We start from the raw sequence: 25763 nt of genomic DNA, 5'->3' as shown, positions 1-25763 counted from the left end.
ACTACTTTAATAGATATTAGCGATAAATTTTTTTAAAAAATTAATTTAAAAACAAAGAGATCAGTTTCGTTCCAAGTCTTTTTTAGTGTTAAAAAGGATTTATTGTTGTGTGTATTTTGGTCTATTATTGTTTTAAGAAATTAGCTGTAGTTTCTGATTTCAAGCTTACCCTACACATAGGGTAAGCTTTTTTTTGTGCTGAACTTTATCAATGCTTGCTACAAAGTAAATAAAGTACCCGAGTAATTTATTCATATATAGCGATGATTAGTGTTTGCTAAGTTGAGCAACTAAATAATCAATAAATACACGCACAGCTGGTAATAAGCCTCTACGTGAAGGGTAAACTACATGAAATGTACCGTGTGGCGCTTTCCAAGTAGGCAGTACTCGTACCAATGCACCCGAGTTTAAATGTGTTTTTACAACACTGTCAGGCAATAAAGCAATACCACAATCTTGTCGAGCAAGCTCGGCCAACATACTGAGATCTGAGCCTAATACTGTCGGATTAACCCGAATTTTAATTTGTTGGTTTTCTTCATTGTGGAGCACAATATTTTGATCCAAATGCTCATCTGACATACTTAAAATATGATGTTGTGATAATTCGCTTGGGTGTTTTAAGTTGCCGTGTTCATTTAAATAAGCTTGGCTGGCAAAGAGATGTTGCTCAATGGTTTCAAATTTACGTAAGACCAAGTTAGGATCATCGTCTAAGTTATCGCGTACGCGTAAGGCCAAATCAAAACCTTCATTAATAATATCCACCCGACGGTTTGTCACAATCATTTGAACTTTAATTTCAGGATATTTTTTTAAAAATTTGGGTAATATGCGCGCGATTTCATTTTGTGCAATGGAAACAGGGGTACTTAACTTAATGACACCACGTGGTTCTGTACTTAAATGATCAACTAAGTCATGGGCGGCTTGTGCTGCATTCATCATGACTTGGGCATGACGATATATGTTCATGCCAATATCAGTCACTGCAAAATGGCGTGAGCTACGTTGAATCAGTCGAACCCCTAAGCGTTCTTCAAGGTTGTATACACGTCGACTGAGTTTAGATTTTGGAATATCTGTGGCACGTTCTGCTGCACTAAAACCGCCATGTTCGACCACTTGGGCAAAACAATAAAAATCATCCAAATCACTCAGCATTTATATATTTCCATTTATGCAACAATTTAGACTATTAAAAATGATCGTTGCAAAAAAAGTCAATTGCATTTTGGCAAAGTTTACAAAGAGCTTATCTCAGCTTTATTTCTTATGCTGTAAATATGTTGATTAGGTAAATAATGGATTAGGCTAAGCATCATGCGCATGTAAAAACCGCCCAATTTCAGAGGCAAATTTTAGAGGTTCACTTAAGAGCGGTGTATGCCCGGATTTTTTAAAAATGACTTGTTGTGCTTGCGGTATGGTGTTTGCAATTTGCTGTTGACCTTCGGCTGGGTAGAGCTTTGATTCGGCACCAATAAAAAAAGTCACAGGGCACGTGAGTTGTGTCAGTGCTTCTCGGTAATCTTCTTGATGCTCAAGATAATTATGTATATACCAAGACAAATAATCTAAGCGTTGTATGGGTAATACGTGTGCTTGCAAGCGTGGATATTTCAGGGCTTGCTTAATTAAAAAGGGTGCAATTTTGCTACCAGCTTGTAAATCTATAAATGCTAACCAACTGTTTAATAGGCGTTGACGGTCTGCACTCTTTAAATCAGGCATGGCTTTGGCATCTTTGCTACCAGCTTGTAAATCTATAAATGCTAACCAACTGTTTAATAGGCGTTGACGGTCTGCACTCTTTAAATCAGGCATGGCTTTGGCATCAGGGTTTGCTTTAAGCACCTGTGAGATTTGCTGTAAAATTTCGATAAACTGTGTATGTTTTTCGCCAAATAATCCAAAAGGCCAACTTTGATCAGCACTTATTTTGGGTGTTTGATCAATATGTAAATATTGCTGAATAGAGCGGTGGAATTGACCATATTGCATGCCATGCATGGCTGTTGTTGCACCCATAGAATAGGCAATTACTTTAAACTGAGGCAGATTAAGCTGTGGAAGCAATGCTTCAATATCTCGCCAATGACTACTAATGGCATCTAAATGAGGAATTTTGCATTGTTTAGAGCCACCAAAACCACGCCAATCTGGAATAATAAATTCAAATTTCTTGTGGTGTGGATATAAAAAAGGATGCCATTGCCAACTTTGCATGCCTAAGCCTGATAACACCAATACAGGTTCACCTTGGCCATAGCGTCTTACAAACAGCTGTTCTCCATCTGGCATGTGATAATAGGGCATATTTTTTCCTTTTTATTTTATTTATCTTGGCACATTTGAATGGTACAAAGAGATCCTATAAGATTTGCTTAATATTCATCCAACTCAAATCATGTTTTTAGTAGTGGGTACAGTATAGATGCCATGGCAGTCTAAGCCACTTTATTTAAACATCATGTTTTTTTTCTGTATCTGCTGTTGCATCAAAGGCCTTTAAAGCAGGAATTAAATCTTCCAGCCAACGAATCCAGCCTCGCTCTAAATCAATACCAAGCTGTAAAATCATTTTATGAATAAATAATTTACGGTCATGAGGCACTGTGTTTGGAAAATCCTTCGCAAAGATACTTTCGTATAATTTTAAATTTTCTTGATGTAACTGCAAGTGGCGTTCTAATTCGGGCAACATGGTATTGCCACCAAATTGTGCTTCGGCACGTAAGCGTACCATAAGGTCTTCTCGCAATTGGCCTGGTGGGCTTTGTTTGACCATCCAGTCAGCCAACTCAGCACGACCAAGTAGTTCAACTTGATAGGTTTTTTTACGACTGTGGTCATCATCTTCTAAAGTCGAGATCCAGCCTTTTTGCATCATGACATTTAATTCACGATATATCTGCTGATGGGTCGAATTCCAAAAGAATCCCATAGAACGGTCAAAGCGACGTGCCAAATTTATCCCTGTACTTGGTTTTTCAATCAGACTGGTTAGCAAAACATGAGCTAAAGACATAGTTGGGACCGCATTAAAATTTTTAACAACTTTATTATGCAACAAGTTGCATAAAAAACAAATCTCGAATATAAATATATGCAATAAGTTGCATAAACCACAGATTCGGGCAGCTAACTACATGCTCAATCTGGAGTTTGAATAAACATAGCCAGCACAAATAAGCACGCTAAGGAGAGATTATGTCTAACTACCCACATTTATTGGCACCATTGGATTTGGGCTTTACTACATTAAAAAACCGAGTCCTCATGGGATCTATGCATGTTGGTTTGGAGGAAGCCCCAGGTGGCTATGAGCGTATGGCTGCATTTTATGCAGAACGTGCACAAGGTGGTGTTGGGCTGATTGTCACTGGTGGTATTGCACCCAATGAAGCAGGTCTAACTTTTGCTGGTGGAAATAAGCTCGATAGCAAAGAAGAAGCAGATAAACATAAAGTTGTAACTCAAGCCGTTCATGAGGCTGGTGGTAAAATTGCTTTACAAATATTACATACAGGCCGTTATTCATATCAGGCAGACAATGTTGCGCCATCGGCTATTCAAGCCCCAATTAATCCAGTAAAACCACATGCGCTTAGTTCTGCAGAAGTCAGTCAAACGATTGCGGACTTTGTAAACTGCGCTAGCCTTGCACAATATGCTGGCTATGACGGCGTAGAGATTATGGGCTCTGAGGGGTATTTGATTAACGAATTTATTGCTAAACGTACCAACCATCGTGATGATGAATGGGGTGGTAGCTATGAAAATCGTATTCGTTTTCCTTTAGAAATTGTACGCCGTACACGTGAAGCGGTTGGTGAAAACTTTATCATCATCTATCGTTTATCAATGCTTGATTTGGTTGAGGATGGTTCGACATTTGAAGAAGTTGTGCAACTGGCAAAAGCAATCGAGCAAGCTGGCGCGACGATTATTAACACAGGCATTGGTTGGCATGAGGCTCGAATTCCTACAATTGCCACCAAAGTACCACGCGCTGCTTTTACTTGGGTCACTGAAAAATTAAAAGGCCAAGTCAAAGTCCCATTAATAACGTCTAACCGTATTAATACCCCAGAAATGGCTGAGCATGTATTGGCTTCTGGTCATGCAGATATGATTTCTATGGCACGTCCAATGTTGGCAGATGCATTTTTTGTAGAAAAAGCATCTGAGGGTCGTAGTGATGAAATCAATACCTGTATTGGTTGTAACCAAGCCTGCCTAGATCATATTTTCTCAATGAAAATTGCATCGTGTTTAGTGAATCCACGTGCATGCCATGAAACAGAATTGCTGTTTAAGTCGACTTCACAAGTGAAAAAGCTTGCCGTCGTTGGTGCAGGCCCTGCTGGTTTAAGCTTTGCAACCTATGCGGCAGAACGAGGTCATCAAGTAACCGTATTTGAGGCGGCGAATCAAATTGGTGGTCAGTTTAATATTGCTAAAACCATTCCGGGTAAAGAAGAGTTTTACGAAACACTACGTTATTTCAAACGTAAAATTGAACTCGCACCCAACATAGAATTAAAACTTAATCACAAAGCGACATTTGAAGAGCTTGAAGCAGGTGATTTTGATGACATCGTAATTGCTACGGGGGTTACACCACGTGAACTGCAGATTGATGGTATTGAGCATGCAAAAGTACTGAGTTATTTAGATGTATTAAAAGACCGTAAAGCTGTAGGACAACGCGTTGCAATTATTGGTGCAGGTGGTATTGGTTTTGATACGGCTGAATTTTTAAGTCATGAAGGGGAAAGCGGTAGCCTTAACCCAGAAAAATTTTACGATGAGTGGGGTATTGATACGACCTATGCGCATGTAGGTGGTTTAAAAGCACCGCAAGTAGAGCAACCTAAACGTGAAATTTACCTATTACAACGTAAGGCAAGTTCAGTGGGCGGCGGTCTAGGTAAAACGACCGGCTGGATTCATCGTACAGGCTTAAAGCACCGCAATGTAAAAATGATCGGTGGCGCAAGCTATGAAAAAATTGATGATCAAGGATTACATATTGTAGTCAATGATCAGCCTGCTGTACTTGATGTTGACAATGTCATTATTTGTGCAGGTCAAGAGCCTTTTACAGCAATGTATGAGCAATTAAAAACTGCGGGTAAATCTGTACATTTAATTGGTGGTGCGAAAGAAGCAGGAGAGCTAGATGCTAAACGTGCAATTCGTCAAGGTGCTGACTTGGCAGCGGTGATTTAATCAACCTCATACTAAACCATGATGACTATATTCAAGTAGATGTGCAGTTGTGGGACGTCCTCTCCCTTTGGGGGAGGATTGAGGAGAGGGAAATGATTCATCAATAAAAAAAGGACACAAAAATGGCCATTGAAACAACAAAAAAATCTGTTGCACGTTGGCACGAAATGCTCGACACACGGGATATGAATATTTTAAATGAACTCTTGGCAGAGGATGTGGTGTTTCGTTCACCTGTCGCGTTTAACCCATATCCGGGTAAGCCTGTGGTGACTTTTATTTTGACCAATGTGATTCAAATTTTTGAAAATTTTACCTATCACCGTGAGTTTTACTCAGAAGATGGTTTAAATGTGGTGCTTGAGTTTTCTGCTAATGTTGGCGAGAAAAAGTTAAAAGGGATCGACATGATTCAGTTTAATGAACAAGGACAGATGATTGATTTTGAAGTCATGCTCCGTCCGAAAAGTGGATTGGAAGCTTTGGCAGCGCAAATGGGTGAGCGCATTGCGAAATTTCAGCCTTAAATCTGCTGTTTTTTAAATGCCCATCTCAGAATAATAAAAAGCATGATGGATATCGTCATGCTTTTGCTTATGTAGCTTTAGTAAACAAATATTGCTAGCGAGATACGTTTTTTAATGGGCTTTGTTTGTCAAAGTGAAAAGATTGAAATGATTTGCTGTAGTGCGAAGCGAGGTGAAGGTAAGGTCAATGAATAATGTGATTCATAAAGGGCGTCAGGCTCTTTTAAATTTTGTAGATCATGCCATCGGTGCAGAATTACCACAGCTTTATTATCATCCTGAAGGACAAATGAAACATGTGCTACCGAAGTTAAAGCAACTACATGAAAAATATCGTCCTACGCCTTGGCTTTCGAATACCCACGCACATTTACTGTATTTTGATGTCATTAAAAAGCGTCAAGTGAAGCTTAAATATGATGCCATAGAGCAGCTGACCATGGCTGATGGTGGAATCACAGCCATTGCATGGTTGGGCTTAGATTTGCCTGCAAATGTACCAACCGTGGTGCTCATGCATACGATTACGGGAACGCCTGAAAGTATGCGAGAAGTGGTGAGAGATCTTAATCTATATACTGGTTGGCGCATTGCACTGTGTTTAAGGCGCGGTCATGCCAATTTACCTATGCCTGTTGCCAAAATAAACTTATTTGGTTCAACAGATGACTTACGTGAACAGATTGCCTTTATTCAGCAGAAATTTCCAGAATCGAATTTGTTTGGCGTAGGTTCATCTGCAGGAACTGGGTTATTGGTCCGCTATTTAGGCGAACAAGGGGAGGAAACACCATTTAAAGCTGCATTTGCTTTATGTCCGGGCTATGACACTGAGCTTGGCTTTAAAAATGTTCATCCTTTTTACAGTAAAATGATGACCAAGAAGCTCTTTCAGAAGTTTGTAGAACCCTATTCTGCAACATGGTCAGCAACACCATCTTTAATTGATGTATTGAAAAGTAAAAATCTGGCACAGTTTGAACGTGCTTATTTTCAAATGGCAGGTTTTGCCGATTATGAAACTTACGCCAAATCCACCAACCCAATTTATGTATTTGATAATGTCAAAATTCCATTGATGATTTTGAACGCAGAAGACGACCCTGTCTGCCACATTAAGAATTTAGAACCCTATAAGGCAGTGATTGAAAATATGCCGAATGTTGTGGTGGTGACCACCAAAAAAGGCAGTCACTGTGGTTATTATGAAGGTTTAGTCGACACCCATTCGTGGGCAACCAAATTGATGGCTGATTTTTTAAAGTTATATGCGAACTAGAAACAAAATAGCCTATTGTTGATAGGCTATTTTTGTATGTTACTCAGCTTGTGCGCAACATACAGATGTTTGAGGTTTAAGCTTCATTTGAATCAATACTAAAATTAACGCTAGAGCACTCAGTGTAGCGCCCGCATAAGATACTGCAGCATAGCTTAAGTTTAGATTTAGCACTGCGGCACCTGCGACCGCACCCAATGCATTTCCAAGATTAAATGCACCAATATTCACTGAAGAAGCAAGGCCAGGGGCATCGTGAGCGACTGTCATAACACGCATTTGTAAAGGTGGCACGACTGCAAAGGCGGCTGCTCCCCAGATGATTAATGCAATCGCCGCGCCAATGGTGGTTGTAGCTAAAATTGGAAATAACAGCATCATCAGCATCAGTAAGACTAAAAAGCCAATCAAGGTCTTATCTAAGGATTGATCTGCAAACTTACCACCGAAATGGTTGCCGATTGAAAATCCGATCCCGATTAAAACCAACATGAAAGTGATAAGCTCAGGACTTGCATGGGTAAAGACTTTTAAGCTTGGTGCGATATAGGTATAGAGCGCGAACATAGCTCCAGCACTCATGACTGTGGTCAGCAGTGCTAAAACAACAGGCATGCGTGTCAATACTTTCAATTCTGCTCGTACATCAGGTCTTTTGGTCTGTTGCTGATGGGGTAGTGCTTTCCATAATGCCAACATGGTGATGATGCCCAGTAAGGTAATAGCGGCAAAAGACATACGCCAACCGATATTTTGCCCCACCCACGTTGCGAGGGGCACACCGCCAATATTGGCAATGGTCAAGCCCATAAACATCATGGCAACCGCACTGGCTTGTTTGTCTTTGGGTACAACGCTTGCTGCAACCACAGAACCTAAGCCAAAAAATGCACCATGATTTAAGCTGGTGACTAAGCGTGCAGCCATTAAACCGAGATAGTTAGGTGCAATCGTTGCCAAAATATTGCCGACCGTAAAGATTGCCATCAATAAAATAAGGGCAGTACGTTTTGGAAAACGTGCTAACCATAATGTCATTAATGGAGCACCAATCATGACACCAACGGCATAGGCACTAATCAGTAAACCTGCTTGAGGAATAGACACCGATAGATCTGTTGCAATTTCAGGCAGAAAACCCATGGGTGAAAATTCTGTTGTACCTATTGCAAAAGCACCCACGGCTAAGGCAATTAAGGGAAAATTTAATTTCATATTATATATCCCAAACTGGAGCAAGTTCAGGTGGATTCACTTCACGTGCATTTCTGTCAAGTGTTGCAATGGCTTGCATCTGTGCTGGTGTTAAATGAATGTCTTGAGCTTTTAAATTACTGATTAAATGTTCAGGTTTGGTTGATGATGGAATAACGGCATAGCCTTTTTGTAATGCCCAAGCCAGCGCAATTTGAGCTGAAGTAGTTTGGTGTTCTGCTGCAATGTTTAAAAGGATTGGATCTTGCAAAACTTTGCCATAGGCCAAAGTCATATAGGAGGTGACATCTATCTTGTTCGCCTGTAGATAATTAACTAAGTTTTGATTTTGTAAATATGGACTCAGTTCAATTTGATTGGTTGCAATATTTTCCAGTCCGATGTGATCAATGGCTTGTTGAGTGAGCTCAATATTAAAATTGGATATACCAATATGCTCAGTCAATCCTTGTTTTTTCGCCTCAAGTAAATGTTCCATTAATTCAGGAATATCAACGCCTAGCGCGGGTGCTGGCCAATGAATAAGTGTGAGATTGACAGCATCAGTCCTTAATTTGATTAAACTTTCTTTTAAGCTGGGTATCAGTCTATCTGCAGCATAATTTTCAGTCCAAATTTTAGTAGTTAAGAAAATATCCGCGCTATTCACATGACTTTCGTGGATTGCTTGTCCTACTTCAGCTTCATTGCCGTAAATCTGCGCCGTATCAATTGCTCGATATCCTGCATTTAGTGCATTTTTAATCGAGTCTATAACGGTTTGACCGCCTAGGCGGAATGTGCCAACACCCATTTGAGGAACAATCATCAGAAATTCTCTTTTTTTGAATTGATGGTATTGTGTTGCCTATTTTAGTGAAGAAAAATGCATGAGTTTGGAATATATTATTGATTAAAAATCACGAATTCGAATATGCAATGAAATCAACCATTGAAGAGCTACAGGTTTTTACTGTTATTGTAGATAGTGGCTCTATTGTGAAAGCAGCAGAAAGGCTGGATCAAACAGCATCTGGCATAAGCCGTGCATTACAGCGTTTGGAATCTAAATTAAATGTAACACTGTTGGAACGAACAACCCGCAAAATTAAACTGACGCAAGAAGGGCAATTATTTTTAGCTAAAACCCGACGAATACTGAATGATTTGACCGAGGCGGAAGATTCCCTGCTGAAATTAGATGCCGATACTTCTGGTCTTGTACGAGTCGATTCTGCAATTTCTTTTATACTGCATGTCATTGTGCCTTTAATTCCTGAATTTAATGCACGTTATCCGCATATACAGATTGAATTGGTGAATCATGATCAAGTGATTGACTTATTAGAGCATAAAGCGGATGTCGCGATTCGCTTTGGAAAATTAAACGACTCAAGTTTACATGCAAAATTTATATATAAGAGTCGATTGTGTTTGGTGGCGAGTCCTGACTATCTTCAGCAGCATGGGCATCCGAAAAATGCGGAGGAGCTTTCAGCACATGCTTTGCTTGGTTTTAGTCAAATTACACACATGAATACGTGGCCGATCCAAGTCGGTGGAAAACCACTAACGATTCGACCAAACATTAAGGCATCAAACGGTGAAACGATACGCGAGCTTGCAATTCATGGCATGGGCATCGCCTGTCTTTCGATTTTTATGTTAGAAAAAGATATTGCTGAAGGGCGCTTGGTACAACTTTTAGATGATCAAATCGAACCGCATGAACAGCTGATTCATGCCGTATATTATCAACAAGAGCATTTACCCAAACGTGTTCGTTTATTTATTGAGTATTTAGCTGAAAAACTACAAGAGCGATTGTGAGCAAAAGTAAGTCATTTGCTACAGATATATATTTATGTACAAGCAATAAAAAGCCCAGTCAAAACTGGGCTTTTTATTGAATTGTTTAGAGAATAAACAATTAGTTGTCTAAAGCTGGAGTTGCAGCGGCAATTGCAGCAGCGACAGCATCATCTTCAGATTGGCTTGCACTTGTGTTTTTAGGTGCAACAGCTTGTGTTGGCTTGTCTTCTGCACGTGGCGCTTCAGCTTTTTGAACTGGAGCTGGCGCTGGTTTTGGCGCCTCAGCAGCTGGTGCTACTTCACGACGAACTTCAGTAACGGTGTTAGGCGTTTCTTCACGAATAACTTCAGTATGTGGAGGCGTTGGTGGAATTTCTTGTTCGTCAGTTGCGTCTAACTTTTGAAATTCTGCTGGCGCTGCTTCAGATGCTGCAGTTTCAACGTGTTCTTGCTCATCTTCCTTTGGTGCTTCTTTTTTCACACATGCAGTTAAGAGTAGGCCAGCTGCAAGTGCACCACAGATCAAAAATTTTTTATTCATAATGCAAAAAATAGGGTGTGAAAGGGATGTTGTCATTATAACAGCAATTCACAAGATAGAAATCCTATGAACTTACACTAATTTTTTATCGGAAATGCTGATACAATAGCCAATTGTTTATTGTTCTAATAATTGATGCGGATTGACTTTGCTTTATAGGTACAGAGTAAAGTAAAATTGCGCAACATTGCAGGCCGATTTAGGCTCGATTGTACGAGAAACCCAATGACCCATTTTATTTTCGTTACTGGTGGTGTAGTCTCATCACTAGGTAAAGGTATTTCAGCTGCTTCTGTTGCTGCACTTTTAGAAGCTCGTGGTTTAAAAGTGACCATGGTAAAAATGGATCCATACATTAATGTCGATCCAGGGACAATGAGCCCATTCCAACATGGTGAAGTTTTCGTAACTGAAGACGGTGCTGAAACTGACTTAGACTTGGGTTACTACGAACGTTTCCTACGTCGTGCGAAAATGACCAAACTGAATAACTTCACTTCAGGTCGTGTTTACCAAGATGTTCTTAACAAAGAACGCCGTGGTGATTACCTAGGTGGTACAGTTCAAGTTATTCCACACATTACTGATAATATTAAAGAACGTGTACTTCGCGCAGGCGAAGGCTATGACGTTGCGATCGTTGAGATCGGCGGTACAGTAGGTGACATCGAATCTCTCCCATTCATGGAATCTGTACGTCAGTTAATGGTTGAGCTTGGTCATAAACGCACGATGCTTATGCACTTAACGTTACTCCCATACATTAAGTCAGCAGCAGAGTTAAAGACTAAACCGACACAACACTCTGTAAAAGAGTTGTTATCAATTGGTATTCAACCAGACATCTTAATTTGTCGTACTGAACACGATGTTGATGCAGATACAACACGCAAAATTGCACTGTTCACAAACGTAGAAGCACGTGCAGTTGTTGTATGTAAAGATGCACGCAGCATTTACCAAATTCCACGTACGTTCTATGAACAAAATGTTGATGATTTAATCTGTGAACGTTTTGGTTATAACGATCTTCCTGAAGCTGACTTAACAGATTGGGACAATGTGGTAGAAGCATTGCTTAACCCAGAATACACAGTACGTGTTGCTATGGTTGGTAAGTATGTTGAACTTCCAGATGCGTATAAATCTGTAAACGAAGCACTTTTACATGCGGGTATTCAAAACCGTGTGAAAGTTCAGATTGATTATGTCAATGCTGAAGAGCTTGAAAGCCAAGATGTCGCAGAAGTATTAAAAGATGCTGATGCAATCTTAGTACCAGGTGGTTTTGGTGAGCGCGGTACTGAAGGTAAAATGCAAGCGATTAAATTCGCTCGTGAAAATGGCGTGCCATTCCTAGGTATTTGTTTGGGTATGCAGTTGGCTGTAATCGAATATGCGCGCAATGTTGCGGGTATTCCAGATGCAACTTCAACTGAATTTAACCGTTCTACTAAATCACCATTAATTGGTTTGATTACAGAATGGTTAGACGAACGTGGTGAAGTGCAACAGCGTAATGCTGATTCTGATCTTGGTGGCACAATGCGTCTTGGTGCTCAAAAATCAGAGTTAGTTGCAGGTACTAAAACAGCTCAAGTGTACGGTTCTGAAGAAATCATCGAACGTCACCGTCACCGTTATGAAATGAACAACCGTTATATCCCAGTGCTTGAAGAAAAAGGCATGAAGATTTCTGGTTATTCACCAGTACAACGTTTAGTAGAAACTGTTGAAATTCCTGCACATCCTTGGTTTGTTGCGGTACAATTCCACCCAGAATTTACCAGCTCACCACGTGATGGTCACCCATTATTTGCTGGCTTTATTGATGCTGCTAAAAAACAGTATCAAAAAACCAAGTAATGGCATTGTAGGACTAAACTAGGAAGTTTAAATGTCACAATTAAAACCACAAGAAATTGTACGTTTAGGCGATATACAAATGGCAAATCATTTGCCATTTGTACTATTCGGCGGCATGAACGTACTTGAGTCAAAAGACCTTGCTTTTGAAATTGCTGAAACATACGTAGATATCTGTAAGCGTTTAGATATTCCATACGTATTTAAGGCAAGTTTTGATAAAGCAAACCGTTCAAGCTTAAATTCTTTCCGTGGCCCAGGCCTAGAGAAAGGCATCGAGTGGTTGGCTGACATTAAAAAACATTTCAATGTGTCTATCATCACTGATGTGCATGAGCCATACCAAGCAGCACCTGTTGCAGAGGTTGCAGACATTATCCAATTGCCGGCTTTCTTAAGCCGTCAAACGGATCTTGTTGAAGCAATGGCAAAAACAGATGCCATTATCAACATCAAAAAAGCTCAATTCCTTGCACCACATGAAATGCGTCATATCATGAATAAGTGCTTGGAAGCAGGTAACGATAAACTTATTCTATGTGAGCGCGGTTCTGCATTTGGCTACAACAACCTAGTTGTAGATATGCTGGGCTTTGACACGATGAAGCAGATGAACGTTCCAGTGTTCTTTGATGTAACACATGCGTTGCAAACGCCGGGTGGACGTGAAGATTCTGCAGGCGGACGTCGCGCGCAGATTACGACCCTAGCACGTGCGGGTATGGCAACAGGATTGGCAGGCTTGTTCTTAGAAGGTCACCCAGATCCTGATAAAGCCAAATGTGATGGTCCGTGCGCATTGCGTATGTCTCAACTTGAGCCATTCTTAGCACAGTTAAAAGAGCTCGATACCTTGGTAAAAGGTTTTCAGAAGCTTGATACACACTAATAATTTTCAACATTGATGCGTCATTAATTGGCGCATCGTTTTATTAATCAACTGAGGAATTGTTCATGAGTCAAATCGTTGACATTCGTGCACGTGAAATCTTGGACTCTCGTGGTAACCCAACCATCGAAGCAGACGTTATCTTAGCATCTGGCGTAGTTGGCCGTGCATGTGCACCATCTGGTGCTTCAACTGGTTCTCGTGAAGCTTTAGAACTTCGTGACGGCGACAAAGCTCGTTACTTAGGTAAAGGCGTTAAAACTGCGGTTAACAACGTTAACACAGTAATTCGTGATGCATTGTTGGGTAAATCAGTATTCGAACAAAAAGACATTGATAACACAATGATCGCGCTTGACGGTACTGAAAACAAAGAAAAATTAGGCGCTAACGCAACTTTGGCAGTTTCTCTTGCTGCTGCGCGTGCTGCTGCTGACGAAAAGAAAATCCCACTTTTCCAATACATTGCAGACCTTCGTAATAACAGCATTTTAACAATGCCTGTTCCAATGATGAACATCCTAAACGGTGGTTCACATGCAGACAACAACGTAGACATTCAAGAATTTATGATTGAGCCAGTAGGCTTCACTTCATTCTCTGAAGCTTTACGTGCTGGTGCAGAAATTTTCCATTCTTTAAAATCAGTTTTAAAGAAACAAGGTTTAAATACTGCAGTAGGTGATGAAGGCGGTTTCGCACCTAACCTTCGTTCTAACGAAGAAGCGATTACAGTTATTCTTGAAGCAATTGAAAAAACTGGCTACAAAGCTGGTTCTGACATTATGCTTGCGCTTGACTGTGCATCTTCAGAATTCTACAAAGATGGTCAATATATCCTTGCAGGTGAAGGCAATAAAGCATTCACAAGCAACCAATTTGCTGACTACCTTGCAGGTTTTGCTAAACAATACCCAATCATCTCAATTGAAGATGGTTTGGACGAGTCTGATTGGGAAGGTTGGTCTTACCTAACTTCGATCCTTGGCGACAAAATCCAATTGGTTGGTGATGACTTGTTCGTTACGAATCCTAAGATTCTTCAACGTGGTATCAACGAAAAAGTTGGTAACTCAATTCTGATCAAGTACAACCAAATCGGTACATTGACTGAAACTTTAGATGCGATCTATCTTGCTAAAGCAAATGGTTACTCTACTGTAATTTCACACCGTTCTGGTGAAACTGAAGATTCTACAATTGCGGATCTTGCAGTTGGTACAGCAGCGGGCCAAATCAAAACTGGTTCACTTTGCCGTTCTGACCGTGTAGCAAAATATAACCAATTACTTCGTATTGAAGAATTGACTAAAGCTGCATATCGCGGTAAAGCTGAGTTCAAAGGTTTGAACTAAGCGCTCATGCTCTCTATGTTAAATGTATTCGACTCCAAAGCGAGTAAAGTACTATTGGGCCTTGCGATCATTTTGATCGCAGGGTTTCAGTATTTATACTGGTTTGGTGAAGGTGGTTATAAAGACCATCAAGAACTCACCCAAAAAATTCAGCAACAAGTTGAGCTGAATGATGAACTCAAAGAACGCAATCGTGTTTTGGCTGCAGAAGTCTTCGATTTAAAAAATGGTGTTGAAGCCATTGAAGAGCATGCACGCTTAGACTTGGGCTTGGTTAAGCCACACGAAACATTTGTTCAAATGAGTACAATTAGTACTCAATATAAACCGATTTATATCGATCCAAATGAAAAAGTAGATTTACGTACCAATGAATCAGACGTCGCTGAGCTCCCGCCTACAGAACCTTAAGTTGTGGGCCGTTATACCTGCTGCGGGTTCGGGTAGTCGATTTTCTAAAACAGAATTAAAGCAATACCAAGTTATTCAAAATCAAACCGTATTAGAACATACTGTTCAGCGTTTAAATCAACTGCCTTTACAAGGTTATGTGCTGGCTGTAGGTGAGCAAGATGATTTTGTGCAGACACTTTCTTTTTCGCATGCCGAGCGCGCACACTTTTGTTTGGGTGGTGCTGAGCGAGTAAACTCGGTACTGAATGCCTTACAATATTTATCTACAATTGCCTCAGATGAAGACTGGGTGTTTGTACATGATGCAGCGCGTCCGTGTGTATCTGCTGCATGTTTGGAAAAATTAGTGACAACTGCAATTGAGCAAAACAGTAGTGCAATTTTAGCTGTGCCTGTGCGTGATACACTCAAACATGTTGAGCAGGGCGTGCAGATTAATAAAACAGTTGATCGTACAAATTTGTGGCAAGCCCAAACACCGCAAATTGCGCCATTGGGGTTACTAAAAAAAGCCATTGAGCAGGCATTGCAAGATCATGTGCAAATTACAGATGAAGCCAGTGCGCTTGAATATGTTGGTGTGGCAGTGCAAGTTGTACAGGGCCGTGCGGATAACATTAAAATTACCTATCCAGATGATTTAGAGTTGGCGAAGTTAATTTTGGCTTCACAGTCAGCGCTGAATACTTAATATCTTAAAATTATTTTAGCTGCAGCGGTATATTCGCTGTGGCTTTCACTTATAATTTCTGAATTCTACTTAACGCTTAATCTTAAAATGATCCCTTCACAGCAGTATCGTTTTTTGCGTCATTCCGCTCGAGATGGAATGAGCATAAAGCACGATTCTTCGCGTTGGGCTAAATTACATTTAGACCCGTGGTTATTATGTTTTTTAGTTCTAAATGCCATACTTGGATTGATGGTTGTCTATAGTGCAACTGCTGAAAATACTGGCATGGTACTACGTCAAGCAACAAGTTTTGCCGTTGGTTTTACTTTAATGTTTTTGTGTGCACAAGTGCCACCGAAAGTTTATCAAGCCATTAGTCCGTATTTTTATATTTTTGGCATAATTATGCTGATGCTAGTGTTTGTTATAGGTGAAACTCGGCTTGGTGCTAAACGTTGGATTACCATTCCTGGAATAGGTAGTATGCAACCCAGCGAAGTGATGAAATTTGCGATGCCGCTGATGATGGCATGGTATTTTTCCAATCGTGCATTTCCACCTAAATTTGTACATATCATCATCGCGCTGATTATTATGATGGTGCCTTTTGTGCTTGTGGCTTTACAGCCAGACTTAAATATTGGTCTGATTATCCCGGGTATTTTTATTTTATTTTTAAGTGGGATGTCTTGGAAATTAATTGTAGGGGCAATGGGGGCTTTGGCTATTGCCGCACCACTGCTGTGGATGTTTCTGCTACAGGAATATCAAAAGAAACGTATTTTAACGCTTTTTGACCCAGAATCAGATGCTTTAGGTGCGGGTTGGAATATTATCCAGTCTAAAATTGCGATTGGTTCAGGTGGTATGACAGGTAAGGGTTTTACTGAAGGGACGCAGTCACATTTAGGTTATTTGCCTGAACATCATACTGACTTTATTATGTCGACTTATGCAGAAGAGTTTGGCTTTATTGGTGTTTTCTTATTATTTAGTCTGTTTTTTGCCATTATTATTCGTTGCTTAATGATTGGGATGAATAGCTTTCATAATTTTGGGCGTTTATACGCCAGTGCAACAGGACTTACTTTCTTTTTCTTTGTATTTTTAAACTCTGGTATGGTGAGTGGTATTTTGCCTGTTACAGGTGACCCTTTACCACTCATGAGTTATGGTGGTACGGCTGTTATTGCAATGCTTGCGGGAATGGGGATTGTGATGTCGATTCACACGCATCGCTAAGCATTATTGTAAATGGAATGATAAAGCCGGACATTGTGTCCGGTTTTTTTATGTGTTGGAAGTGCTATAGCTGAATGTATGGAGAGATCCGTCAGTCCTTAAATCAAATTTTTCTGTGTAGATGCAAAAGCTAATCTAATGTCTTGGGTGTAGAGATTTAAAACAGCTACTCAGTGGCTATTTCTGCTGTTTAGGCTAAGGGGTATGTCCAGCCAGCGCTTATAAGCGCCAGTAAGATAATCTGTTGGTATCTATGCTGGCACTGGATAAGCGGATGAAACAACCGGCATCATGCTTACTTTGGTGGTTAGTTAAACAGCTGATTGATTTTTCTCGTTATTTCTTTGTTGTATATTCGATAGTCACTGATAGCATAGGGGCTGAACAGGGCATATTTGCAGCTGGTGCTGGAACCATTTTTTGCAGTAGCGGTGCGGCAGTTTAGGATGGAAAAGACCTTTGCGTCAGCAGATTTAAGCTCAAATGAACTTAAGTAAATTTTTTCATTGGCAATATCCTGAGTGGTAATAGTATAGCCATTTTTTACTAGAACATTGCGGAGACTGGAAATCGTACGTTTGCTGCTGACAGTCAGCGCATCTTCATAGCCGAATGTTTTAATTAAGGTTGCAGTGTTCAGTTGCTCGGCATTTTTAAATAATTCTGGTGCTGCATTTTTTATAAAGAAGCCGAAGTCTTCTGTACTGATATCGGCCGTAATAGGCTTGAAAGTCAGGCGCACGCCATCACTCAACTTGTCGTATGCGACGCGCATTTGTATATCTGCACAGGAGCTGGAGTCGTTGGCACTACGCCGATGATCAGCACTAACTGTATTGCAGACTTTAATTTTTACTCGGTCTTGCGCTAGGCGACGGAATTGCGCGTCATAAATATGATGTACACTCCAGTAACGGTCTTGTTTTAACTGGTTAAAGAACGGAGCATTGCTGATTAGCCCTTTGTTTAAATCCAATTCATTATAAGCCGAGAGTGGCACTGTCAGAGAAAAACTGTTCAGTTCTGGATTGAGTTGGATATGCTGAGTTTTAGGCCCGAAGCCACCCAGTACATTTTGGTAGAGGCTGCCGCGTTCCCCTGTAACTTGGCAACCAGATAGTCCGGTTGCCGCGGCAAGAAACAATAATGTTTTTTGCATATTTTGATTTTTTCTATATATAACAATTATTCGAAATTGAAGCTTACGTCAGAAGCAGTGTTTGGCGACGGGTGCTGGAAAATACGTTCGTTCTGATGGTCAAAGTAAACTTTCCAGCTATTTTTGATATTTTTACACTGGAATAAGCCGTAGTATTTTTGCAGATTCGGCGTAGATAGCACCTCAGAGCCTTTATAGGGAATTAGTGGTGATGGATGGCTTTTAATTTGAACAAATTCACCGCCATCACGTGCGCAATAGGTATTTGCGCGTTCCCACATAATAGTGCCTGCACCGTAAGATACGTTATTCATGGTGATGGTGCGCGGATTTTTATACTTGGCTTGGAAAAACTCTTGCACCGTCGGATACTGTTCAAAATCCTTATCTGTTAGTTGCCCCAAGGTATTCCATTTATCAATGGCTTTTGACAGCCATCCTTTTTTTGTTTCTTCAGCAGATGCGCAAGTACTGGCAATAATGCATGCTACGGCTAAAAAGGTTTTAATTTTCATTATATAACTCCAATTCAGGTGCAGAGCATGCTAAAGGCCATGCAGCGGAGATGCAACTTTGCGGGTACTAAAATTTATAATTAAATGTTAGAAAATATTTAATTTTTAATAAAAATTTATAATGCTTTATTTTATTAATCTGAATTTAAAAATCAGAATTTTAAGACAAACATAAAAAAAGCCCTTCAATCAGGGCTTTTTTTAATCAGGCAAGGAACCAGGTATAGTATCCCCAGAGCATTAGTGGCCAAGCAATGTACGGACTAAATAACCATTTCCAAAACCAATGCTTTGGAACAAAGCCTACGCCATGAACAAAACCACCTGAAATGCCAATCATCACCATCATAAGGGCACGATGACTATATCCACCATTGTCATCCAGCATAGCTGCTGGATGAACAAGGAGGACTGCTGCCAAAGGAAAAGCCAAAAGGCAGGAAATTAGCATTGCAAATTTATTCGGCTTTTTTTCTACGACTGGTTTTTCTATAGCAACATCGGTCATGTGTTATTCCTCATCTAAATCTTGATGATGTTCAATGTACAGGGCACTAAGTACACCTGCAAAACATGCCATCAACACACCGAGAATCCAAGCAAAGTACCACATCATTTTTCTCCTATACATAGCTTTTAGTAAAGGCTATGTGAATTCTCTTGAATATGTTTCTTAGTAATCACGCCCCACATTTTGTAGTAACACCAAGTGGTATAACACAAGATGATTGGAACGAAGATGCAGGCAGCAACAGTCATAACAGTTAAAGTATTTTTACTTGATACGGCATCCCACATTGTAAGACTTACTGTTGGGTTGATGCTTGAAGGCATAAGGAACGGGAATAATGCAAATCCAGCAGTTAAGATTGCACCAATCACTGCTAAGCTTGAACCTAGGAAGCTCACACCTGCTTTATTTTTACCTGCTGCTAATACAACAATCAAGCCACCAAGTAGACCCATAATTGGAGCAATCATGGTAATTGGGTAAGTTGAGTAGTTGTTCATCCAACCTGGGTTAGCATTGGTAATCACTTCTTTTGCTAGTGGGTTTGCTACGCCATTAGTGTCAAATGGTTGCGCAAGTGTATAACCTTGAATACCGCCAAAGTATAGCCATGCGCCAGCAGCCAAGAAAGTCACTAAATATACAATACCCATGATTTGAGTTGCTTTAGCAGAGCGTTGACGTAAATCACCATCCGTACGGATCATGAGCCAAGCACCACCGTGCGCTGCCAGCATAGAAAGGCTGACTAAACCACAAACCAATGCAAATGGATTGAGTAGTGCAAAGAAACTACCTGTGTAAGTAGAGCGTACAGTTTCATCTAAAGTAAACGGCACACCTAAGAACATGTTGCCAAAAGCTACACCAAATACTAAAGCAGGTACGGCGCCACCAATACATAAGCCCCAGTCCCAAGATGTACGCCATTTTGTGTTCTCAAGTTTTGAGCGGTAGTCGAAGCCGACAGGTCGCAAAAATAGTGCAAAGAGAACGAGGAGCAGTGCCCAGTACATGCCTGAGAATGCAGTTGCGTATACCATTGGCCAGGCAGCAAATAGTGCACCACCAGCCGTAATAAACCAAACTTGGTTGCCGTCCCAGTGCGGTGCAATCGTATTGATTGCAGCGCGACGTTCGTCATCTGTTTTACCTACAAATGGCATGAGTGCCATGGAACCCATATCGAAGCCATCGGTGAGGGCAAAGCCAATGAGTAGTACGCCTACAAGTACCCACCAAATGATTTTGAGCAGTTCATATTCGATCATGCTTTAGACTCCTCATTTGCTTTATTCGCCGCTTCAAGTTTTTCAAAGTGGTATTTACCAGTATGAAGTGAGCTTGGGCCAAGACGTGAGAATTTGATCATGAGATACATTTCGATAATCAAAAGTACGGTATAGAACGATGCAAGTGCGATGATAGATCCCCATACATCACCTGTACTTAAGCTAGAAGCTGAAAGGTGTGTTGGTAAAACTTCACCGATAGTCCAAGGTTGACGGCCAACTTCGGCAACATACCAACCAGTTTGCGCAGCAATCCAAGGAAGTGGTAAGCCAAACAAGGCAAATTTTAGTAACCAAGGTTTATTTTCTGCATTGCGTTTTGCAACAGCAAAGGCAGCAAGAGCAAACAATAGAAGCATAAGAAAACCAGATGCAACCATTAAACGGAATGCCCAGAATAAGCTTGGTACGTGTGGAATTGTGTCTTTAGCAGCAGCTTTAATTTGTGCTTCAGATGCATCAACTACGTTTGGCGTGTATTTTTTCAAAAGTAAGCCATAGCCCAAATCTTTTTGAGACTCAGCAAAAGCTGCTTTTAATTCTGCAGATTGGTCGCCTGCACGTAGTTTTTCAAGTTGTGAATAAGCCACCATACCATTACGAATACGTTCTTCGTGTTGGATGACTAAATCTTTAATGCCTGTCACTTCTTTGGTGGTTGAGCGTGTTGCGATAATCCCCATTACATACGGAATTTTAATAGCATAGTCCGTAGTCATGGTTTCTTTGTTTGGAATACCAAATAAAGTAAACGGTGCTGGCGCTGGGTGAGTATCCCACTCGGCTTCAATTGCAGCCAATTTAGTTTTTTGCACATCGCCAATTTCGTAACCAGATTCATCACCCAGTAAAATCACTGAAAGTGTAGAAGCTAAACCAAAGATGGCAGCAATGGCAAAAGAACGGCGCGCAAATGGCAAGTCACGTTTTTTCAACATGTAGTAGCTAGAAATAGCCAATACGAAAATTGCACCAGTAACATAGCCTGCAGATACAGTATGTACGAATTTCACCTGTGCAACAGGGTTGAAGATGAGTGCGCCGAAATCGACCATTTCCATACGCATGGTTTCATAGTTAAATGCTGAACCGACTGGGTTTTGCATCCAGCCGTTGGCCACTAAAATCCACAGTGCAGACATATTAGATCCAAGTGCAACTAACCATGTAACAGCTAAGTGCTGTACTTTTGAGAGGCGATCCCAACCAAAGAAGAATAAACCAATAAATGTCGATTCAAGGAAGAACGCCATTAAGCCTTCGATTGCGAGTGGAGCACCAAAGATATCGCCCACGTAGTGTGAGTAATATGCCCAGTTTGTACCAAACTGAAATTCCATGGTTAAACCAGTAGTAACCCCTAGCGCGAAGTTAATACCGAATAATTTGCCCCAGAATTTAGTCATGTCTTTATAAATTTCTTTACCAGAAATCACATACGTGGATTCCATAATGGCAAGAAGGAAAGCCATACCTAAAGTGAGTGGAACAAAAATAAAGTGATACATCGCGGTCATCGCAAATTGGAACCGCGAAAGATCGACCACGCTTTCAGAAATCATCAACGTGTCTCCTTGATTTGGGAAGAACTGCCAGCGATATGCTCGGCAACTTGATTGTCAAAATTTTTAGGAATCGTTGGTGCGTCAAACCAGATATGTTTAATAGTCAATAAAATCACCACTTTAATTATTAATATAATGGCAATTTCGCGACTTACGTTTCGGTTGATATTTTTTGGAACTAAGCTCATGGTTAAGCCTGTTTTTAAAAACTATATTTACATTATTAAACAAAAAAAATATAAAATAAATAGGTGGAACAGTTAAAATAATAATATATTAAAAAAATAATTATAAAACAAATAGTTATTGATATTTTTTTTAAAAATATACTAATTTTATGTTATTTTAAAGTTGATCTATTTACTTGTATTTAAATAAAATAATTCCGACTTTTTTTCTTATAATTATATTTTAAACCCGACTAAAACACTTGTATTTGTTAAATATTGCAAATGATAATTAATACAAATAAAACCAACTAAAATACTTATATTTAAAATGCAAAGTCTACAGCATGCTTATGCTGAGTGGGAAAGCTCAAAAAAATGATGAAAAAAAAGAACATGCAAGCATGTTCTTTTTTTTGCGAGGGGGATGTTAGAAGTCGTAACGTAGACCTAAAGATAGGGCGGTTGAGTTTTCGTCTGCTACACCGCTAATACCATTACCAAAACTGCGACCTTCTTTCCAAGGGTTGAGTTTAGAGTTCTTGTCGTTAATGACTGTTGCGAGGTTGCCATATACGCGAAGTGTACTGTCAAGTTTATGCTCAACACCGACTGCAACTAAGCTTGCATTCGCATCATTTGCATCGACATCACGGTAGAAGTATTCACCGCGTACAGAGGTTTTAGGTGTAAGTTTATATTCACCCGCTAAACCAAACACTTGTACATCTGGATTTACTTTGTCATTGTCATGTTGAGACAATTGATACATTGCACCTAAGTTAAACTCTTCAGTAAGCTTGTATGCACCCGCAAGGCGGAAAGCATCACGGCTTGCGCCATCGCTTACGTTTGCCGCATTTTTTTCATATTTTTCGTATGCAGCTGCAAAATCAATCGGGCCTTCTTTATATGTCAAAGCAAGATCATAAGCTTGGTCTTTCTTTTTGCCTTCGCCATTTGCATCTTTGGTTGACTCTGTGCCTGCATTCATTGATACAGCACCCAGCACATTAAAACCGCCACCAAATTTTGGTGATTTATATTCGATGGTGTTTTCGTTGCGCTCATCAAACTTTAAGTTGCCAACACGTGTGACGTTACGTACATCACCCACCATATCGCCAAAGAAGTTGATTGGGCTACGTGCAACTTTAAATGGGCTATCAAAACGGCCAACACGAACTTGACCATAATTCGCGCTTTTTACACCAACGAATGTGTCACGAGTTGAGAAATTCACGCCATTCGCATCTTTAGAGCCACTTGCAAAGTTAACTTCTTGCTCAATTTGAGCAAAAACATTTAAGTCGTCATTAATTTTTTGATCAACTTTAAAACCTAAGCGAGATGCATTAGAAGACAAGCCTACTTCGTTATAATCTTTACCATCATCAAGGTAGTCTAAAGAAACGTGTGCACGGCCATAGATTTTTACATCTGCTGCAGACGCCATCATAGGTGTTACAACAGTTGCCCCGATTGCTAATGCACATAGTGTTTTTTTCATTTGAAGCTCCAGAAGACTTTTCTAGTCATATCAATACGTTTTATCAGTAGCTTGGCTAAAAATAATTTCGCTATCTAATGGCGCTAAGTATTGATTACAAATAAGACAGTTCTATTAAGGAAATATTGCAAAGATATGAAATATGATTGGTGTATCCCTTGAGAAAAATTGTGTTTTTTATAGTTTAAGTATTTGTATTTATTTTATTAAATATAGTTAATGGGATTGTTGCTGGCTTTTTTATTTTGCATATTGAAAAGCGCCATATATAAAAAATGGAGCCGAAGCTCCATTTTAAGATATTTAAAATATGACATTCATATTTCAAAGTGCTGCTTTAATTTTTTCAGCCAAGGCTCTAATTTTGTCCTGATCACCCATTTGTGCTGCATGTTTCCCTAGCTCATGTACAGAGCTTGGAATAAGGTGGAAGTGCACATGTGGCACTGTTTGACCAGCAGCTACGCCAGAAAGTTGCATTAAAACGATGCCTTCAACTTGAAGAGCTGTTTCAATCGCTTTGGCAACCTTCTGTACAATTTGAATTGTGTAGGCTGCTTCTTCTGGAGCAAGGTCAAGTAGGGTGACAGCAGGTGACTTTGGGATAACCAAAGTATGGCCCTCTGCTTGAGGCATAATATCCATAAATGCAAGAACACGTTCATCTTCATAAACTTTAATCGCAGGTAATTCACCGCGTAAAATTCTTGCAAAAATGTTTTGGTCATCATAAGCCATGACAGATTTCCTTAAGCTGTTTTTCAACTGTAATTATTTACAGTTCAATTCTTTCTGACGATCTTTGATCGCGTCAAGACGTTGTTGCTCTTTTTCTGAAAATTTTGGTTTGGTTGTATAGCAATTGTCATTACCATACTTTGCTTTAGCATCAGGGTCTTTAAAACAAAAGCCTTTTGATGCATAGATGACATCATGATCATTCTTGAGTTTTTGACATTCTTGCTCAGACGCCATAGCTACTGTAGATGCCCCTAATAGCGAAACAAAGCCAACCAATGCCGCAACTTTGAAATTGTTCATACGAGTTTCCTCTGTGTTTGTAACAATGTGTGTGATCACACCATCACAGTATTCGATTTAATTATGTATTTTCAATGGCGAGATCTTACTCAATTGTAATATTACTCCATGATTCGTACATTTTTGCGACAGTTGAAAAGTCACTATTTTCTTCAGCAGTGTCGCTGGCAACTTGAACTAAGTTTTGCGCAAGGGAAATGACAGGTGCAGAAAGTTTGGCTGTGCGAACTAAATCTACAGCAATTCCTGTATCTTTTGCTAATAATGGCAAGGCAAAGGTTAATGGGAAACTACGGTTGAGTACCCGTTGCGGTAAAATGGTTTCTGTCGCATTACTTTTACCGCTTGATGCATTAATACAATCTAAAGCGGCGTGTAAATCTACGCCATGTGCTTTAAGCACAGTCAGGCCTTCAGAAGCGGCACACAAATTGACAGCCATGAGCATATTGTTGACTGCTTTTACAGCAAAACCTGCACCTGATTCACCCACATGTTGAATAAGCTTGCCGAGCACTTGGATAGCAGGCAAGGCTTGCTTAAATGCGTGTTGATCACCCCCAATCATAAAGGTGAGGCTTGCATTTTCTGCGCCTATTGTTTGCCCAGATACTGGAGCATCTAAGTAAAATGCATTTTGCTGTTGAAATAGTGGCGCTAAGTGCTTAGCTGAACTCGGTACGCCACTGGTGCAATCCACCCAAATACTGCCTGCTCGGATATTAATGCCAGCAATTAAAGCTTCAATATCTGCACTGGTCGGTAAGCAGGAAAAAATAATGTCAGCTTGTACTGCTTGTTGTAGATCTACAGCAAGGGTGCCAAACTCATTTGCATGTTGTTTGGCTTTGTCAAAATTACGATTCCATACATAAACGGTATCAAAGTGCTTGGGTAAGTGTGCTGCCATGCGGTAGCCCATTGCGCCTAAACCAATGAATGCAACTGATTGAATCATAATAAAACCCTA

27 protein-coding genes are annotated in these 25763 nt (G+C 40.2%); 10 read left to right on the top strand and 17 right to left on the bottom strand.

The features are described 5' to 3' along the window. Positions 1 to 267 precede the first annotated feature (267 nt). The 3 genes from C9E88_RS09060 to C9E88_RS09050 form a co-directional block, all read right to left on the bottom strand. Positions 268 to 1167 carry a LysR substrate-binding domain-containing protein gene (locus C9E88_RS09060; protein ID WP_106984998.1) on the bottom strand — a complete coding sequence of 300 codons (900 nt, stop codon included), beginning with the start codon at positions 1165 to 1167 and terminating at the stop codon, positions 268 to 270. A gap of 150 nt (positions 1168 to 1317) precedes the next feature. Next, the gene (locus tag C9E88_RS09055; RefSeq protein WP_106984999.1) at positions 1318 to 2322 is read right to left on the bottom strand and encodes an alpha/beta fold hydrolase; all 1005 of its coding nucleotides are present in this window, start codon (positions 2320 to 2322) and stop codon (positions 1318 to 1320) included. 145 nt (positions 2323 to 2467) lie between these two features. Further along, a complete protein-coding gene (locus C9E88_RS09050; RefSeq protein WP_106985000.1) occupies positions 2468 to 3034 on the bottom strand; it encodes a PadR family transcriptional regulator in 567 nt (188 codons plus the stop codon). 182 nt (positions 3035 to 3216) lie between these two features. Between C9E88_RS09050 and C9E88_RS09045 the strand changes: the two genes are divergently transcribed. From C9E88_RS09045 to C9E88_RS09035, 3 genes are all read left to right on the top strand, one after another. After that, complete coding sequence (locus tag C9E88_RS09045) at positions 3217 to 5241, top strand: NADPH-dependent 2,4-dienoyl-CoA reductase (protein WP_106985001.1); 2025 nt, start codon at positions 3217 to 3219, stop codon at positions 5239 to 5241. Positions 5242 to 5363: 122 nt separating this feature from the next. After that, entirely contained in the window at positions 5364 to 5768 is a 405-nt protein-coding gene (locus tag C9E88_RS09040; RefSeq protein ID WP_106985002.1) for a nuclear transport factor 2 family protein, read from the top strand. Between the two features lie 187 nt (positions 5769 to 5955). Next, on the top strand, positions 5956 to 7047 hold the full coding sequence (locus tag C9E88_RS09035; protein WP_106985003.1) for a YheT family hydrolase: 1092 nt from the start codon (positions 5956 to 5958) through the stop codon (positions 7045 to 7047). A gap of 39 nt (positions 7048 to 7086) precedes the next feature. On the opposite strand, the gene C9E88_RS09030 is transcribed toward C9E88_RS09035, so the two are convergent. Together C9E88_RS09030 and dkgB are read right to left on the bottom strand one after the other, a co-directional pair. After that, positions 7087 to 8262, bottom strand: coding sequence for an MFS transporter (locus C9E88_RS09030; protein WP_106985004.1), 1176 nt, complete (start codon positions 8260 to 8262; stop codon positions 7087 to 7089). Between the two features lies 1 nt (position 8263). Continuing rightward, positions 8264 to 9070, bottom strand: a complete 807-nt coding sequence (gene dkgB, locus C9E88_RS09025) for a 2,5-didehydrogluconate reductase DkgB (protein ID WP_202981936.1) — start codon at positions 9068 to 9070, stop codon at positions 8264 to 8266. 110 nt (positions 9071 to 9180) lie between these two features. Here dkgB and C9E88_RS09020 point away from each other — a divergent pair, with 110 nt between their 5' ends. After that, on the top strand, positions 9181 to 10071 hold the full coding sequence (locus C9E88_RS09020) for a LysR family transcriptional regulator (RefSeq protein WP_106985032.1): 891 nt from the start codon (positions 9181 to 9183) through the stop codon (positions 10069 to 10071). 100 nt (positions 10072 to 10171) lie between these two features. Here the strand turns inward: C9E88_RS09020 and C9E88_RS09015 are convergent, their stop codons facing one another. Further along, the gene (locus tag C9E88_RS09015; protein WP_106985006.1) at positions 10172 to 10594 is read right to left on the bottom strand and encodes an internalin; all 423 of its coding nucleotides are present in this window, start codon (positions 10592 to 10594) and stop codon (positions 10172 to 10174) included. Positions 10595 to 10819: 225 nt separating this feature from the next. Between C9E88_RS09015 and C9E88_RS09010 the strand changes: the two genes are divergently transcribed. From C9E88_RS09010 to rodA, 6 genes are all read left to right on the top strand, one after another. Beyond that, positions 10820 to 12460, top strand: a complete 1641-nt coding sequence (locus tag C9E88_RS09010) for a CTP synthase (RefSeq protein ID WP_106985007.1) — start codon at positions 10820 to 10822, stop codon at positions 12458 to 12460. A 31-nt stretch (positions 12461 to 12491) separates the two neighbouring features. Next, positions 12492 to 13349, top strand: coding sequence for a 3-deoxy-8-phosphooctulonate synthase (gene kdsA, locus C9E88_RS09005; protein ID WP_106985008.1), 858 nt, complete (start codon positions 12492 to 12494; stop codon positions 13347 to 13349). 65 nt (positions 13350 to 13414) lie between these two features. Continuing rightward, complete coding sequence (eno, locus tag C9E88_RS09000) at positions 13415 to 14704, top strand: phosphopyruvate hydratase (RefSeq protein WP_106985009.1); 1290 nt, start codon at positions 13415 to 13417, stop codon at positions 14702 to 14704. Positions 14705 to 14719: 15 nt separating this feature from the next. Continuing rightward, positions 14720 to 15115, top strand: coding sequence for a septum formation initiator family protein (locus C9E88_RS08995; RefSeq protein ID WP_106985010.1), 396 nt, complete (start codon positions 14720 to 14722; stop codon positions 15113 to 15115). After that, on the top strand, positions 15075 to 15809 hold the full coding sequence (gene ispD / locus C9E88_RS08990; protein ID WP_106985011.1) for a 2-C-methyl-D-erythritol 4-phosphate cytidylyltransferase: 735 nt from the start codon (positions 15075 to 15077) through the stop codon (positions 15807 to 15809). The genes C9E88_RS08995 and ispD overlap by 41 nt, the downstream gene beginning before the upstream one ends. 87 nt (positions 15810 to 15896) lie before the next feature. After that, a complete protein-coding gene (gene rodA / locus C9E88_RS08985; protein ID WP_106985012.1) occupies positions 15897 to 17033 on the top strand; it encodes a rod shape-determining protein RodA in 1137 nt (378 codons plus the stop codon). A 307-nt stretch (positions 17034 to 17340) separates the two neighbouring features. Here rodA and C9E88_RS08980 read toward each other — a convergent pair whose 3' ends face one another. From C9E88_RS08980 to C9E88_RS08930, 11 genes are all read right to left on the bottom strand, one after another. After that, positions 17341 to 18192, bottom strand: coding sequence for a hypothetical protein (locus C9E88_RS08980; protein ID WP_106985013.1), 852 nt, complete (start codon positions 18190 to 18192; stop codon positions 17341 to 17343). Positions 18193 to 18218: 26 nt separating this feature from the next. Beyond that, a complete protein-coding gene (locus tag C9E88_RS08975) occupies positions 18219 to 18707 on the bottom strand; it encodes a hypothetical protein (RefSeq protein WP_106985014.1) in 489 nt (162 codons plus the stop codon). Between the two features lie 205 nt (positions 18708 to 18912). Further along, positions 18913 to 19215 carry a cyd operon YbgE family protein gene (locus C9E88_RS08970; protein WP_106985015.1) on the bottom strand — a complete coding sequence of 101 codons (303 nt, stop codon included), beginning with the start codon at positions 19213 to 19215 and terminating at the stop codon, positions 18913 to 18915. Between the two features lie 3 nt (positions 19216 to 19218). Next, positions 19219 to 19320, bottom strand: a complete 102-nt coding sequence (cydX, locus tag C9E88_RS08965) for a cytochrome bd-I oxidase subunit CydX (protein WP_004653762.1) — start codon at positions 19318 to 19320, stop codon at positions 19219 to 19221. Positions 19321 to 19343: 23 nt separating this feature from the next. Next, positions 19344 to 20489: a cytochrome d ubiquinol oxidase subunit II gene (gene cydB / locus C9E88_RS08960; RefSeq protein ID WP_106985016.1), complete on the bottom strand. Its 1146-nt coding sequence runs from the start codon at positions 20487 to 20489 to the stop codon at positions 19344 to 19346. Further along, a complete protein-coding gene (locus C9E88_RS08955; protein ID WP_106985017.1) occupies positions 20486 to 22072 on the bottom strand; it encodes a cytochrome ubiquinol oxidase subunit I in 1587 nt (528 codons plus the stop codon). Before C9E88_RS08955 ends, cydB begins: the two co-directional genes overlap by 4 nt. After that, a complete protein-coding gene (gene cydP / locus C9E88_RS08950; protein ID WP_106985018.1) occupies positions 22072 to 22263 on the bottom strand; it encodes a cytochrome oxidase putative small subunit CydP in 192 nt (63 codons plus the stop codon). The genes C9E88_RS08955 and cydP overlap by 1 nt, the downstream gene beginning before the upstream one ends. A gap of 409 nt (positions 22264 to 22672) precedes the next feature. After that, the gene (locus tag C9E88_RS08945) at positions 22673 to 23752 is read right to left on the bottom strand and encodes a porin (RefSeq protein ID WP_106985019.1); all 1080 of its coding nucleotides are present in this window, start codon (positions 23750 to 23752) and stop codon (positions 22673 to 22675) included. A gap of 324 nt (positions 23753 to 24076) precedes the next feature. After that, positions 24077 to 24490, bottom strand: a complete 414-nt coding sequence (locus C9E88_RS08940) for an HIT family protein (RefSeq protein ID WP_106985020.1) — start codon at positions 24488 to 24490, stop codon at positions 24077 to 24079. Positions 24491 to 24523: 33 nt separating this feature from the next. Beyond that, positions 24524 to 24793: a YARHG domain-containing protein gene (locus C9E88_RS08935; protein ID WP_106985021.1), complete on the bottom strand. Its 270-nt coding sequence runs from the start codon at positions 24791 to 24793 to the stop codon at positions 24524 to 24526. Between the two features lie 85 nt (positions 24794 to 24878). Then, positions 24879 to 25751, bottom strand: a complete 873-nt coding sequence (locus C9E88_RS08930; RefSeq protein WP_106985022.1) for an NAD(P)-dependent oxidoreductase — start codon at positions 25749 to 25751, stop codon at positions 24879 to 24881. Positions 25752 to 25763: the final 12 nt, after the last annotated feature.

Source organism: Acinetobacter cumulans (assembly GCF_003024525.3).
GTDB classification, from domain to species: domain Bacteria; phylum Pseudomonadota; class Gammaproteobacteria; order Pseudomonadales; family Moraxellaceae; genus Acinetobacter; species Acinetobacter cumulans.
Note: the sequence above shows the minus strand (reverse complement) of the source record. Positions and strands in the feature narration are given on the sequence as shown.

Excerpts from the sequence above, each read along its gene's own strand:
- C9E88_RS09060 (WP_106984998.1), bottom strand. The coding sequence starts at position 1,167 with ATGCTGAGTGATTTGGATGATTTTTATTGTTTTGCCCAAGTGGTCGAA.
- C9E88_RS09055 (WP_106984999.1), bottom strand. The coding sequence starts at position 2,322 with ATGCCCTATTATCACATGCCAGATGGAGAACAGCTGTTTGTAAGACGC.
- C9E88_RS09050 (WP_106985000.1), bottom strand. The coding sequence starts at position 3,034 with ATGTCTTTAGCTCATGTTTTGCTAACCAGTCTGATTGAAAAACCAAGT.
- C9E88_RS09045 (WP_106985001.1), top strand. The coding sequence starts at position 3,217 with ATGTCTAACTACCCACATTTATTGGCACCATTGGATTTGGGCTTTACT.
- C9E88_RS09040 (WP_106985002.1), top strand. The coding sequence starts at position 5,364 with ATGGCCATTGAAACAACAAAAAAATCTGTTGCACGTTGGCACGAAATG.
- C9E88_RS09035 (WP_106985003.1), top strand. The coding sequence starts at position 5,956 with ATGAATAATGTGATTCATAAAGGGCGTCAGGCTCTTTTAAATTTTGTA.
- C9E88_RS09030 (WP_106985004.1), bottom strand. The coding sequence starts at position 8,262 with ATGAAATTAAATTTTCCCTTAATTGCCTTAGCCGTGGGTGCTTTTGCA.
- dkgB (WP_202981936.1), bottom strand. The coding sequence starts at position 9,070 with ATGATTGTTCCTCAAATGGGTGTTGGCACATTCCGCCTAGGCGGTCAA.
- C9E88_RS09020 (WP_106985032.1), top strand. The coding sequence starts at position 9,181 with ATGAAATCAACCATTGAAGAGCTACAGGTTTTTACTGTTATTGTAGAT.
- C9E88_RS09015 (WP_106985006.1), bottom strand. The coding sequence starts at position 10,594 with ATGAATAAAAAATTTTTGATCTGTGGTGCACTTGCAGCTGGCCTACTC.
- C9E88_RS09010 (WP_106985007.1), top strand. The coding sequence starts at position 10,820 with ATGACCCATTTTATTTTCGTTACTGGTGGTGTAGTCTCATCACTAGGT.
- kdsA (WP_106985008.1), top strand. The coding sequence starts at position 12,492 with ATGTCACAATTAAAACCACAAGAAATTGTACGTTTAGGCGATATACAA.
- eno (WP_106985009.1), top strand. The coding sequence starts at position 13,415 with ATGAGTCAAATCGTTGACATTCGTGCACGTGAAATCTTGGACTCTCGT.
- C9E88_RS08995 (WP_106985010.1), top strand. The coding sequence starts at position 14,720 with ATGTTAAATGTATTCGACTCCAAAGCGAGTAAAGTACTATTGGGCCTT.
- ispD (WP_106985011.1), top strand. The coding sequence starts at position 15,075 with ATGAATCAGACGTCGCTGAGCTCCCGCCTACAGAACCTTAAGTTGTGG.
- rodA (WP_106985012.1), top strand. The coding sequence starts at position 15,897 with ATGATCCCTTCACAGCAGTATCGTTTTTTGCGTCATTCCGCTCGAGAT.
- C9E88_RS08980 (WP_106985013.1), bottom strand. The coding sequence starts at position 18,192 with ATGCAAAAAACATTATTGTTTCTTGCCGCGGCAACCGGACTATCTGGT.
- C9E88_RS08975 (WP_106985014.1), bottom strand. The coding sequence starts at position 18,707 with ATGAAAATTAAAACCTTTTTAGCCGTAGCATGCATTATTGCCAGTACT.
- C9E88_RS08970 (WP_106985015.1), bottom strand. The coding sequence starts at position 19,215 with ATGACCGATGTTGCTATAGAAAAACCAGTCGTAGAAAAAAAGCCGAAT.
- cydX (WP_004653762.1), bottom strand. The coding sequence starts at position 19,320 with ATGTGGTACTTTGCTTGGATTCTCGGTGTGTTGATGGCATGTTTTGCA.
- cydB (WP_106985016.1), bottom strand. The coding sequence starts at position 20,489 with ATGATCGAATATGAACTGCTCAAAATCATTTGGTGGGTACTTGTAGGC.
- C9E88_RS08955 (WP_106985017.1), bottom strand. The coding sequence starts at position 22,072 with ATGATTTCTGAAAGCGTGGTCGATCTTTCGCGGTTCCAATTTGCGATG.
- cydP (WP_106985018.1), bottom strand. The coding sequence starts at position 22,263 with ATGAGCTTAGTTCCAAAAAATATCAACCGAAACGTAAGTCGCGAAATT.
- C9E88_RS08945 (WP_106985019.1), bottom strand. The coding sequence starts at position 23,752 with ATGAAAAAAACACTATGTGCATTAGCAATCGGGGCAACTGTTGTAACA.
- C9E88_RS08940 (WP_106985020.1), bottom strand. The coding sequence starts at position 24,490 with ATGGCTTATGATGACCAAAACATTTTTGCAAGAATTTTACGCGGTGAA.
- C9E88_RS08935 (WP_106985021.1), bottom strand. The coding sequence starts at position 24,793 with ATGAACAATTTCAAAGTTGCGGCATTGGTTGGCTTTGTTTCGCTATTA.
- C9E88_RS08930 (WP_106985022.1), bottom strand. The coding sequence starts at position 25,751 with ATGATTCAATCAGTTGCATTCATTGGTTTAGGCGCAATGGGCTACCGC.